We start from the raw sequence: 11,892 nt of genomic DNA, 5'->3' as shown, positions 1-11,892 counted from the left end.
ACCCAAATTTTAAATTTCAAATGAAAAAATCCAAAGCTTGTTTTCTTTTTATAATTTATCTTTGTACGCTCTTTAAAATCACGATTTTTAGGGCAAATTTTAGGCTCGATCAAATTTGGCGTGTCGGCGAATATAATCTCGTGCCATTTAGCGATTACGCAAATACTTTGAAATTTGGCGCGATAAAATTTATCTATCTTTTTGCGGGAAACATAGTCTGGTTTGTGCCGTTTGGGCTCTTTGCGCGATATTTTTTCCCAAATTTTAGCATGCGAAAAATTTTGATTTTTGGCCTTTTGCTCTCGCTAATAATCGAAATTTCACAATTTGTCTTTAAAAGCGGAATTTTCGAGCTTGATGATTTAATTTTAAATGTTTTTGGGGTATTTTTGGGGGTAAAATTTGGCGAAATTTTAAAATTCCGCCAAATTTAGATTTAAAACATCTCTGGGATTCGAAAATAGTGATTTATCGCGCCGTTGCCCCTGCCAATGTGCAAATCCTGCATTAGCGCAGTGCGGACGAATTCTTTCGCACTACCAACCGCTTCTTTTACGCCAAGCCCCGCCGCTAGGGCGCAAGCGATAGCTGATGAGAGTGTGCAACCTGTGCCGTGAGTGTTTTTGGTGATGATTTTGGGCGCGCTAAACTCGCTAAATTCGCCATTTTCGTAGAGTATATCGCGCGCCTCGCCTGCGCCTTCTAAATCTCCGCCTTTAACCAAAATCGCTCCGCCGTAAAATTCGGCGATTTTTAACGCGGCTGTTTTCATATCGTCGAAATTTTCGATTTTAACGCCACTTAGCGCGCTTGCTTCTTTGATATTTGGCGTGATAATCGCTGAAATGCCAAAAAGGTCGAATTTTAGCGCGTTCATTGCGCTATCTTGCATTAACACGCCACCGCTTGTAGCGACCATGACAGGGTCTGTGACGACATTTCGCGCGCCAAATTTTTTAAGGCTTTTGGCTATGGTTTGCGCAATCTCGGCAGTAGAAATCATACCGATTTTCACAGCGTCTGGGACGATGTCGCAAAATACGCTTTCTAGCTGGGCTTCGACAAATTCAGGCTCGATATTTAGCACGCCTTGCACGCCAAGCGTGTTTTGGGCGGTGAGGGCTGTGATGACATTTTCGCCATACATTTTGTGGGCGGTTATGGTTTTGATATCGGCTGAAATACCTGCGCCGCCGCTACTATCGACACCCGCGATTGTAAGAACCTTTTTCATGGCTTTCCTTTAACTCAAAAATTTATTAATTATACTTTACAAAATTTACCGCTTGGAAATTTTTTAGTCTAATCCTTTTTATGTGGGGGCGGCGCTCATAGTTGCGAGGGTCGCCCGCCCCCGCACCCCCACCTGACCGACGCTAGCGGTGGCGCACTTCGTGCGCAAATTTTTTAAATTTCATAAAATTTCACCTTGCTAAAAATTAAATTTTCATCGCTATAATAGCGAGTTTATTTTAAATTTAAGGATTAAAATGTTTGATTGGATCAGCTCGCCTGAGGCGTGGATAAGCCTAGCTACGCTAACTGGGCTAGAAATCGTTCTTGGCATAGACAACATAATTTTCATAGCGATTTTGTGTTCGCGCCTGCCTCAGGAAAACCGCGACAAAGCTCGCATTATGGGGCTAGCTCTTGCGATGATTACGCGAATTTTGCTTCTACTTAGCCTTAGCTGGGTAATGGGGCTGACAAAAGAGCTATTTAGCGTGCTTGGACACGGTTTTAGTGGGCGAGATTTGGTGCTAATCGGCGGTGGTTTGTTTTTGTTAGTAAAATCCACGCTCGAAATCCACTCTTCTGCTGTGGGCGAGAGCCACGAAGAGCGGATAGATGAGAAAAAGGCTAGCTTTGGTGGCACGCTAATTCAAATCGCTTTGCTTGATATAATCTTCTCGCTTGATAGCGTGATTACGGCTGTGGGTATGGCACAGCACCTGCCTGTAATGATACTAGCTGTCATCATCGCCGTGGCTGTGATGATGTTTGCTAGTGGGGCGATTGCGAAATTTGTCGATGATAATCCTACGATAAAAATTCTTGCGCTTTCGTTTTTGATTTTGGTGGGTGTTTCGCTCATAGCAGACGGACTTGGATTTCATATCCCAAAGGGCTATATTTATTTTTCTATGTTTTTCTCGCTTGTCGTCGAGCTCATCAATATCCAAGTGCGCAAAAAATCTGAAAAAAACTAGGTTAGCTTCGGTTAGATTCGGGCGATTTTGGGGTTAAAATTTTAGCCTAAAATCGCCTTTAAATTTTACAAAAGGAGCTATTTTGAAACCGCTTAGATTTGTAGGAACTGGGCTTTTAATCGCTGTTTTTGGCTTCGTCGCATTTAGTGGGGCTGGTATGTTTTTTGGGCTAAAAAGTGGGGTTATGAAAAATTTCCACGAATACTTTGGCATGGCTATGCTAGCCCTTGCGCTGGTGCATATTTTCATAAATTTCAAACCCTTTAAACTCTATTTTAAAGGCTGGCAGGGGCTTGTAATCTGCGCTATTATAGTGCTTAGCTGCGGATACGCTGGATACAGCCTCAAAGGCGCTAGCGGGGCTGGAAATCCAGCTAGGGCTGTGTATATGCAGGCTCTAAATTTGGAAATTAGCAAATTTAAAGGCGCATTTGGCACGGATAATGCGAAATTTAGCGCATTTTTGGCTGATAAAGGTATAGCGAATTTCGACGAAAGTCTAAATTTGCGCGAAGCGTGCGCGAAATATAATCTCAAAGAGGGCGAAATCCTAAACGCACTTTTGCCGGCTCGTGCGCCAAAAGGCGAGGCGGGCGGCGCGCAAAAGGGCAAAAATTCTCACTAATAAATTTTGGCAAATTTCAAATTTGCCAAAATTTAGCCATTATTTTTTAAGTCAAATTTTAATAAAATCCCAAATTTAAAATTTCAGGGAAAGGTCAAATTTAGCACGGCTAAATTTTAAAAAATGTTAAAAGGTATCGCGTTATCGCTGTTTTCTTCTATCGGATTTGCGAGCATTTATTATATGTCGGTTTTCATGCAGCCTCTTGGCGGACAGGAGTTGCTGGGATATCGCATGCTAGTAACATTTCCGATAGTGGCGCTGTTTTTGGTGCTAGGCGGCAAAAAAGCAGAGATGAAAAAGCTTCTTTTGCGTCTGATAAAAAAGCCGTTTTTACTCATAATTTTACTCGCGACTTCCGCTACAATGGGAATTCAGATGTGGCTGTATCTGTGGGCGCCAAGTAACGGCTACGCACTGCAAGTCTCGATTGGATATCTCATAATGCCCATTTCCATGGTGATTTTTGGCAATCTTGTTTTTGGCGAGAAAATTTCGCGCCTAAAAGCTCTGTGCGTGGGCTTTGCGGTGATTGGAGTGTTTTCAAAAATCCTAATTGGAGGCGCGCCGTCGTGGCATAGCGCGATTGTTTTTATAGGATTTCCGCTGTATTTTTGCCTAAGGCGGTATTTTAGGCTAGAAGGGGCTAGCAGTTTCGCCCTAGAAATCGCGCTTTTGTTGCCGTTTTGTTTGTGGTTTGTAAGCAACACTGACCTTAGCGCGGTCGCGGTGCAAAATCCAAACATTTACACGCTTTTATCGGTTTTGGCACTATTGAGTGCGACTGCGCTTTTGGCTCAAATTTTATCAAGCGCGCTAATTCCGATAAATTTCTTTGGGTTATTAATCTATGTCGAGCCACTTTTGATGTTAGGCGTTTCTTTGCTTTTGGGCGAAAAAATCGAGCCTGATTCGTATATTTTGATGATTTGCCTATTTATGGCTATTTGCTTTTTGGTGGCTGATACGATTATCTCTATAAAACGCGCGAAAAGGGCTAAATTTTACATTAAGGCAAAATAACTGTAAAATGGCGCAAAAATTTAATCAAGGAAATAGATGAAAAGAGTTCTTAGTGTTCAAGATATTTCGTGCGTGGGTAAGGTCTCGCTTAGCGCTGCTTTGCCAGTGATTAGCGCAATGGGGCTAAGTGTTAGCGTTTTGCCTACGGCGGTGCTTTCTATGCATACTGGATTTAGCGGTTTTACATTTCGTGATCTTACCAAAGATTTGCGCCCTATAATGTCGCATTGGCACGAGCAGGGGGTGGAATTTGACGGAATTTATACTGGATTTTTGGGCTCGCAAGAACAAATCGCGCTTATTAGCGAACTTTTTATGGAATTTGGCGGAAGCGGAAAGACGATATTAGTCGATCCGTGCATGGGCGATAATGGCGAATTTTACCCCGGATTTGATAGCGACTTTGCCCGTATGATGGCACTTTTGTGCGCTAGTGCAGATGTGATTACGCCAAATATCACGGAAGCTTGCGCAATGGTCGGCGTGAAATACCGAGAAAAGGCCGAGAGGGAATTTATCTTTGATTTGCTCGAAGGACTAAAAGATTTAGGCGCGTCAAAGGTGATTTTAAAGGGGATTAATTACATTAGCGAGCAGTGTGGAGTGTTTAGCTACGACGCCAAAGACGGGCGTGTGAGCGAGTATTTCCACGAGCTACTACCTGTGAAATACAACGGCACAGGTGATATTTTTGCCTCGGTTGCATTTGGTGCGTTAATGCGTGGCAAATCCCTCCAAACCGCAATCCGCATAGCCGCTGATTTCGTCGTAAGCGCGATGAAAGAGACTATGAGTGATAGCGAGTGGAGGCGCAGCGACGGGGTGAAATTTGAGCTTGTAATTCCTGAGCTTGTAAGGAAAATTTAAAGGCCAAATTTTAAAATTTTGGCTTTAAAATTTATTTTTAAAAATTAAATGCATAAATTTATACTATTTTAAGTGGTTGCTAAATTTGAAAAAGGTATAATCTTTAATCACTATTTTTTGGGAGAATACAATGAGAACAATCCAAGCAAGTGAAATCTCTAAAACAGTTGCAGAGCTTTGCAAAAAAGCCTGTTATGTAGTAACGCCAGATATGAGAAAAGCGTTTGAAAAAGCAAAAGAGACTGAGGTTTCTTCAATCGGTAAAGAAATCCTTGGCAAATTGCTTCAAAATGCTGATCTTGCAGAAAAAGGCGTAGCTCCAATCTGCCAAGACACAGGTATGACGGTAGTTTTCGTAGAACTTGGTCAAGATGTGCATATCGAGGGCGGATATATCGAGGACGCTATCAACGAGGGCGTTAAAAACGGCTATGTTGATAACTACCTAAGAAAATCAGTTGTAGCTGAGCCACTATTTGAGCGCAAAAACACCACAAATAACACTCCTGCTGTTATTAACATGCGCATAGTCCCAGGCGAAAAACTAAAAATCACAGTTGCTCCAAAAGGCTTTGGTAGCGAGAATAAATCTGTGCTAAAAATGCTTGTTCCAGCTGACGGCGTAGAGGGTGTAAAAAAAGTATTTCTTGAAGCTGTAAAATATGCTGGTCCAAACTCATGCCCTCCAATGGTTCTTGGCGTAGGAATCGGTGGCACAATGGACAAAGCAGCACTTCTTGCAAAACAAGCAGCTGTTCGCTCAGTAGATAGCAGAAACCCAGATGAAAGATACGCAAAACTAGAAGATGAGCTATTAGAGCTTGCTAGACAAACAGGCGTTGGCCCACAAGGTCTAGGCGGTCTAAACACTGCTGTTAAAGTAAATGTAGAGTGGTATCCAACTCACATCGCAGGTCTTCCAGTAGCTATTAATGTCAATTGCCACGCAGCACGCCACGCAAGTGCTGAACTTTAAGGAGATAATTATGTCAGAAGTAAAAAGAATAACAGCTCCATTTGATAAAGATGTAGTAAAAAGCCTAAAAGCTGGTGATAATGTCCTAATCACAGGCACAATCATCGCAGCACGCGACGCTGCTCACAAGGCTTTGACTGAGACTTTGGCTCGTGGCGAGAAACTGCCTGTAAATTTAGCTGGCGAGACTATTTATTATCTTGGCCCAACACCTGCAAAACCAGGTCAAGCAGTAGGCGCAGCAGGCCCAACTACAAGCGGTCGTATGGATAAATACACTCCGACAATGATTAACGAAGTAGGCATTAACGGCATGATTGGTAAGGGTTATAGAAGCGACGCAGTAGTTGAAGCTATGAAAAAATCAGGTTGTGTTTATATGGTAGCTATCGGCGGAGCTGGCGCGCTAATTAGCCAAAGTATCAAAAAATACGAGGTTTTAGCTTACCCTGAGCTTGGCCCAGAGGCTGTGGCAAGACTAACAGTCGAGGATTTCCCAGCGATTGTCGCAATTGATTGCGAGGGAAACAACTTCTACGAAGTCGGTCAAGCACCATACAAAAAAATCTAATCCATCTAGGGCAAATTTGCCCTAGAATTTTAAAATTTAACCCTAAAATTTAAATCTCAAATTTATCGCTCTTACGCCTAGCATAACAGCTGCAAAAATCGCCAAATATTCGGCACTGCTGAATAAAAATGTATTTTTGTTTTCTAATCCAAAACCGGTTTTAAAAAACAGATATTCGTAAAAATGCAGATCCACAAACGAATAAATTCCAAAAGCCAAAAGAGCTAAAAAGAGGCAAAATTGCAAAATTTTACCAAATTTCACGCTAAGCAAATTTGCAAAAATTCTAAAATTTAGCCCCAAATGCGTAGCACTTAGCAAAAATAGCGCGTGCGTGGCAAACATGTGGATATTTTTGGCTGCGTCCGAGCCAAAACCAAAATCAATAAAAGAAAAAATATGCTCGCTAAGAAAAACAGCGCTTGCAAAAGTGGCTAAAAATGAGCCTAAAAGGGCGAAATTTAGGGCGTTTCGCACCCTAAATTTGGCTAAGCTTTTACGACGCGAAAAGGCGTGAAAAAGGGCGAAAAAGATTAAGATTAAGCCCAAAATTTCATGCGCTATCTCGCCAAATTTTTTGTAATTCATACATAAAACTAGGGCGAAAATCGCGCCCCAGTAAAACGATTTTTTATTAAATTTCATTGCAAAATTTATTTTGAAATCTCATCAAACCACGCTTTTAGCTCGGTTTTGGCTTTCTCTCTTTGATTTTGCGCCACGCTTCCATACAGGCTAAAATAGCCCAAAACCTTGGCTTTTGTCGCTTTTTCGACCGAGCTGATTGTCCTATCTAGCCCACTTCCCTCGTGGGTGTTAAAGACGAAAATTGGCAAATCTCCAAAATTTTGCCCCTCTAAAAATGTGAAAACACCCATTGGCAAATCGCCCCACCAAGTAGGAAAGCCCAAAAACACGGCGTCAAAATCGGCTAGATTTTTATCAAATGGCTTGATTTCGGGTCTTGCTTTTTGTTTTTGTTCGCTTTTTGCAAAATCTATCGCGGCTTGATACTCTTTGGCATAGGGCGCGATAGTTTCGATTTTAAAGAGTTCGCCGCCGCTAAACTCAGCCAAATACTCAGCCAAAATTTCAGTGTTTCCCTTCTTTATATAGCCCACCTGATAATTCTCATCTGCGCGCGAAAAATACGCGATTAGCACCTTTTTACCACTCATATTAAATCCTTGTGAAACCTTTGTGTCAGCGGCATTTCCCGCACAGCCAAAGAAAAATAAAAGAAAAAAAAGTAGGATTTTTTTCATACTTGCCCCTTAGTTAAAATTTCAAAGATTATATAAAAAAAGCGAAAATTTCGTTAGAAAAATTATCCAAATTCATTGCCTAATTCTGCAAAATTTGCCAAATTTAAAATTCGGCGCAGTATTACGGGCTTGCGTAAGCAAAATTTAAAATTTATCTATATGTATCGCAGCGTTTTAGCCAGCCGGCCAGCCAGCGCGCTTCATCGCGGTTTGTGGGCGCGTTAGCCACCCTGCGCTCTAAGAGAGATTTCGCGCACCTGCGAAACTCGCTCATTGTCTCTTTTTGCGTGCTCATGCACTCCAAAACCTGCATTAGCCCCCAACCATCGCCTCTGTATCGCTCACTCTCTTTTATGCCTTCGCCTTTGAAATTGACATAATCAATGAGCGCATAAAGCCCATTTGGTGAGCTTGCGACGCGGTAAAACTGCGATTTGATATGCTCTTTTTTGTCGCTTAAATTTTGCATTTTTTCTAGGGAGTTTTGAAGCCTTTCATAGATAAATTCTACCTGCAAATTTTTGGTTTGATACAAAAAATTTTCTAGCTCTATTAAATCCGCGTCGCCTGATTTTTTTAGCGCATCAAGCGCGGTTTTGCTCTGCCAAGGCGCGTGAGAGTGCAGGCGCAGTATTTTGGGCAAGCTTACGCCGCGAATTTTATAAAATTTTACTAAATTTGGAAAGCTCTCTTCGAATTTATCTTTTTCGTCTTTTTTATACCAGATAAAGTGTCCGATCCCCAAGGACGGGAAATTCTCGCCACTATTCCAGTGGATTAAATTTGATTTTTTCGCTCCGGTTTCGTTGGCGTAAATTTTCTCTGCCACGCTGGATAAATCCGTGCCAAACGCGCCCACGCACAAAAACGCCAAAAGGCTAAATTTCGCTAAATTTCGCATAAATTTATTGCTTTTTCACGCCGTGCAAAAAGATTTTAATGCGGTCTTTTATGAAATTTTCTTTGTCTAAATTTGGCTCTTCGCCGAAAAATATAAGGCGGTTGAAGTGCGGTTCGCGAAGCAAAAAGCAAAAATAGCGTGCCAAATACTCAGGATCTGCACTATCAAACTCATCAATATGCGCCCTAAAATAATCGCTCAGCCCCGCTGGAAATGCAAGCGTGCTGGTATCTAAGAAGATTTTTGAGACATTTTTTAGCATGGAACCAAAGGTTTTTGAGGTTCCAAGCAGGATATTTTTTAGAAATTTTTGATTTTCGGCACTATAAATAAAGTCGAAATAAATCGGAGCAAATTCGCTCAAATACTCCTGTGGCGCGAGGTTTTCGTCTAAGCTAAGCAGATTATCCAGCTTTTTATCAAGCCTTTGGGTGTGAAATTCGACCACATGCAAAAATAGATTTTCCTTGCTTTCGAAATATTTGTAAATCGAGGCAAGCGAGCCGCCGCTGATAGCGACGATATCATTTAGGCTGACGCTGTCATATCCTCGCTGTAAAAATAGCTCTGTGGCCACCTCGAAAATCTTTTCTATGCGAATTTGCGATTTATAATACCTCGATTTTTGTGCCATTAATCCTTCCTATCGATAAATTTTTGTTGCGGATAGACAAATACACTCTCGCGTGTAACGCTGATTTTTTCATCATCAACCGCATAAGCTTTGATGATTAGTGGTAAAACGACATTATCGTGCTCGTTTTCTAGGCTCAAATTTGCCTTGCTTGTAAGCGAGACTATGATTTTTGCCTTTTTGCCGGGGCTTACTTTCACAGGCTCGTCTGGACGAGAAATGCTGATATTTTCGTTATCTACGCTAAAAAAGAAGCTGTGCGGTTCGCTGTGGGTGTTTTCGAATAAAAATGTATAGCTGTTTTTGACGATTTTTTCGCCGTTATCGTCGAAATCGATTTTATAGAGCTGGGTGTTGCGATTGATGTTTAAAAGCATGCTCTCTTTCGTGCCACTCATCACCACTAGCCCGATTAGCGCAGCGGCTAGCACGCCGATATAGCCAATCGTGCGAAATCGCATAAATTTAACCTTGCTTTGCGATTTTTGCGCATTTAGGCTCGTCCAGTTGATAAGTGGAGCTTTGCCAAGCTTACTCATTGTATTTGAGCATGCGTCGGCGCATTCTAGGCAGTTTATGCACTCTAACTGCATGCCTTTGCGGATATCGATATGTGTCGGACAGATCCTCACGCACGCCTGACAGCCGGTGCAATCCCCATTAGCAGGCTTGTTTGAGATTAAATTTTTATGCTCGTCATAAACTGCGCCACCTCTGATATCATCGTAAATCACGCCAAGCGAGTCTTCGTCAAGCATGGTTGATTGAATCCTTGCGTAAGGGCAGATAAAAACGCAGAAATTCTCGCCCAAAAATGTGATATCAAATGTCAAAAACGCCGCAAATCCTAGCACTATACCAAAGAGAAGTTTATGCTCGCTAGCCTCGCCTAGATAGGCAAAAAAGCTTTGTGGTGGCACGAAAAACCAGAGCAAATTTGAGGCTGCAATCAGCGCAACAATGGCAAAAAGCGCAACCGCGATAATACCCTTTGCGCCGCCTTTTTCGCCCTTTTGTTTGTTTGTGATAGAGCCACGAATTTTAAGAATTTTAGTGCAGATTAAATCTCTATAAATCACGCGAAAAATCGTTTGCGGACAGGCCCAGCCACACCACACGCGCCCGCCGAGCGTGGTTAGGAAAAATATCGAAATGAAAAAGAATATTATCAAAAACGGCATTAAGAAAAATTCTTGCGTCGAGAAGGTGTTGAAAAAAAGGTGAATTTCTTTTTTTTCAAAACTGATTAAAAACAGGTGTTTGCCACCTATTTGAAGCCACGGCATGATGAAAAGCCACAGCGAAGCGATAGCGTAAAAAAAGTAGCGCTTCTGCCTGAATTTCGAGATTTTACTCTCCATGAAATGTCCTTTTTGTATAAATGCACGATTTTACTCTTAAAAGATTAATTACATATTAAAATTATAGAATTTGGATATTTTTTCACGAAAAAAATCTGAATTTGTCTGTGAAATTTGATATTTAAAGCCCATTTTTAGGCAAAATTCGCCATAATACCCAGTTTTAAAATTTCAACGCGGATAAGGCGAATTATGAGAGAGGTTTCTATAAGCGAAGCGTCCGAAATTTTGGGTGTTTCAAAAGAGGCGATTTACAATAGAATCAGGCGAAATTCTATTCGCACGACAGAGATTAATGGCGTAAAATATGTCGTTTTAGAAGACGAAAACGATGAAATTTCAAATTCTAGCGCGCAAGGAGCTAGCGCAAAAGCGCGCCCCTCAAAACCTGCCCCGCAAAATTCGAACCAAAATTTTATTGATTATTTAATCAAAGAAATCGCCGAGCTAAAAGAACAAATCCAAACCTTACAAAATGATAAAGACAAACTTTACCGCGAAAAAGAGGAAATTTTAATCTCATCAAAAGAAGAAATCAAGCTCATGTATAAAGAGCGAGATGAGAAGCTAGGGTATTTTCTCTCGTTTTTTGAAAAGCCCCTAATCGGCGAGAGTGTGCGCGAAAAAAAGCCATACGATGTCGAGGTAAAAGAGCAAATTTTCGATGAAAACGAGTGGCTAAGCCTAGCGAAATTTATCAAAAGCCTAGATTTAGGGCGCAAAAAACGGATGAAAGCCCAAAGTCTAATCATCGAAAATATCGGCGCAAACGAGCTAATCAGGGTCATTGGCGATGAGCTTTTGGTGCATAAGAGTTTAGATATCAAAAATTTAAAAGGAAAAAAATGAAAATTAGAAAAATTGCAAGTTATGCGATTGTGGGCGGTTTCGGACTGATTTTATCTGGTGCTTTGGCAGGCTGCGAGCGCGAAAATACAGGCTCGGAGCTTCGTATCCAAGAGGGCGCGCTAGTTAGAATCGAGGAAGTAGCGCCCGGAAAATATAAAATTTTAGAGGAATTTCCTAGCGAAAAAACGCAAATTATCTTAAAAAGTTTGGACGGAAGCGAGAGAATTTTAAGCGAGGCTGAGACAAACGCGCTTTTGGCTGAGGAAAACGCCAAAATCGACGCTGGCACTTCAAATTTAACCAATCAAAACGCCGAAATTTCTAGTGGCGGATACAGCCTTGGCGAGGCGATTTTAGCAAGCGCAGCAGGCGCAATCATCGGCTCATGGATAGGCTCGAAACTCTTTGGCTCACCAGCGTATCAAGCGCACAGACAAACAGCCTTTAAAAACCCTAGCGCGTATTCAAGGAGCGTAAATAGCTTCAAAGAGGCTAGGGCAAATAACGCCAAAGCAAAAAGTGGCAAAAGCGGGTTTTTCGGCTCAAAATCAAGCGGAGCAAGCGCGCCCACAAAAAGTGGCGGTAGTGCATTTGGTGGCTAAATTTACCC

Annotated in this window: 15 protein-coding genes; 9 read left to right on the top strand and 6 right to left on the bottom strand. The window is 41.8% G+C overall.

Going from position 1 to position 11,892, the window contains the following annotated elements:
- Positions 1 to 20 precede the first annotated feature (20 nt).
- On the top strand, positions 21 to 434 hold the full coding sequence (locus PF027_RS07600) for a VanZ family protein (protein WP_270872559.1): 414 nt from the start codon (positions 21 to 23) through the stop codon (positions 432 to 434).
- Between the two features lie 2 nt (positions 435 to 436).
- Here PF027_RS07600 and thiD read toward each other — a convergent pair whose 3' ends face one another.
- Positions 437 to 1,234, bottom strand: coding sequence for a bifunctional hydroxymethylpyrimidine kinase/phosphomethylpyrimidine kinase (gene thiD / locus PF027_RS07595; RefSeq protein WP_270872558.1), 798 nt, complete (start codon positions 1,232 to 1,234; stop codon positions 437 to 439).
- 256 nt (positions 1,235 to 1,490) lie between these two features.
- Between thiD and PF027_RS07590 the strand changes: the two genes are divergently transcribed.
- The 6 genes from PF027_RS07590 (at position 1,491) to PF027_RS07565 (ending at position 6,272) form a co-directional block, all read left to right on the top strand.
- Positions 1,491 to 2,210, top strand: a complete 720-nt coding sequence (locus tag PF027_RS07590; protein ID WP_270865458.1) for a TerC family protein — start codon at positions 1,491 to 1,493, stop codon at positions 2,208 to 2,210.
- Positions 2,211 to 2,292: 82 nt separating this feature from the next.
- Positions 2,293 to 2,835 carry a DUF4405 domain-containing protein gene (locus PF027_RS07585; RefSeq protein ID WP_270872557.1) on the top strand — a complete coding sequence of 181 codons (543 nt, stop codon included), beginning with the start codon at positions 2,293 to 2,295 and terminating at the stop codon, positions 2,833 to 2,835.
- Between the two features lie 123 nt (positions 2,836 to 2,958).
- A complete protein-coding gene (rarD, locus tag PF027_RS07580) occupies positions 2,959 to 3,858 on the top strand; it encodes an EamA family transporter RarD (protein WP_270872556.1) in 900 nt (299 codons plus the stop codon).
- 36 nt (positions 3,859 to 3,894) lie between these two features.
- Positions 3,895 to 4,725, top strand: coding sequence for a pyridoxamine kinase (locus tag PF027_RS07575; RefSeq protein ID WP_270865455.1), 831 nt, complete (start codon positions 3,895 to 3,897; stop codon positions 4,723 to 4,725).
- A 130-nt stretch (positions 4,726 to 4,855) separates the two neighbouring features.
- A complete protein-coding gene (locus PF027_RS07570) occupies positions 4,856 to 5,701 on the top strand; it encodes a fumarate hydratase (protein WP_270858685.1) in 846 nt (281 codons plus the stop codon).
- A 10-nt stretch (positions 5,702 to 5,711) separates the two neighbouring features.
- A complete protein-coding gene (locus tag PF027_RS07565) occupies positions 5,712 to 6,272 on the top strand; it encodes a Fe-S-containing hydro-lyase (protein WP_270858686.1) in 561 nt (186 codons plus the stop codon).
- A gap of 42 nt (positions 6,273 to 6,314) precedes the next feature.
- Here the strand turns inward: PF027_RS07565 and PF027_RS07560 are convergent, their stop codons facing one another.
- The 5 genes from PF027_RS07560 to ccoG all read right to left on the bottom strand — a co-directional run bounded on the left by PF027_RS07560 (position 6,315) and on the right by ccoG (position 10,433).
- Positions 6,315 to 6,917 (bottom strand): DUF4405 domain-containing protein, encoded by a 603-nt coding sequence (locus PF027_RS07560; protein ID WP_270869896.1) that lies wholly within the window; start codon positions 6,915 to 6,917, stop codon positions 6,315 to 6,317.
- Between the two features lie 8 nt (positions 6,918 to 6,925).
- Positions 6,926 to 7,537: a flavodoxin gene (locus PF027_RS07555; RefSeq protein ID WP_270869897.1), complete on the bottom strand. Its 612-nt coding sequence runs from the start codon at positions 7,535 to 7,537 to the stop codon at positions 6,926 to 6,928.
- Positions 7,538 to 7,688: 151 nt separating this feature from the next.
- Entirely contained in the window at positions 7,689 to 8,438 is a 750-nt protein-coding gene (locus PF027_RS07550; protein WP_270869898.1) for a hypothetical protein, read from the bottom strand.
- Between the two features lie 4 nt (positions 8,439 to 8,442).
- Complete coding sequence (locus tag PF027_RS07545) at positions 8,443 to 9,072, bottom strand: TetR/AcrR family transcriptional regulator (RefSeq protein ID WP_270858690.1); 630 nt, start codon at positions 9,070 to 9,072, stop codon at positions 8,443 to 8,445.
- The gene (ccoG, locus tag PF027_RS07540; RefSeq protein ID WP_270872555.1) at positions 9,072 to 10,433 is read right to left on the bottom strand and encodes a cytochrome c oxidase accessory protein CcoG; all 1,362 of its coding nucleotides are present in this window, start codon (positions 10,431 to 10,433) and stop codon (positions 9,072 to 9,074) included. The genes PF027_RS07545 and ccoG overlap by 1 nt, the downstream gene beginning before the upstream one ends.
- A gap of 192 nt (positions 10,434 to 10,625) precedes the next feature.
- On the opposite strand from ccoG, the gene PF027_RS07535 reads away from it, so the two are divergent.
- Together PF027_RS07535 and PF027_RS07530 are read left to right on the top strand one after the other, a co-directional pair.
- Positions 10,626 to 11,282, top strand: coding sequence for a DNA-binding protein (locus PF027_RS07535; RefSeq protein ID WP_270872554.1), 657 nt, complete (start codon positions 10,626 to 10,628; stop codon positions 11,280 to 11,282).
- Entirely contained in the window at positions 11,279 to 11,884 is a 606-nt protein-coding gene (locus PF027_RS07530; protein ID WP_270872553.1) for a UPF0323 family lipoprotein, read from the top strand. Before PF027_RS07535 ends, PF027_RS07530 begins: the two co-directional genes overlap by 4 nt.
- Positions 11,885 to 11,892: the final 8 nt, after the last annotated feature.

This window comes from Campylobacter sp. VBCF_01 NA2, from assembly GCF_027797205.1.
Classification (GTDB): domain Bacteria; phylum Campylobacterota; class Campylobacteria; order Campylobacterales; family Campylobacteraceae; genus Campylobacter_B.
Note: the sequence above shows the minus strand (reverse complement) of the source record. Positions and strands in the feature narration are given on the sequence as shown.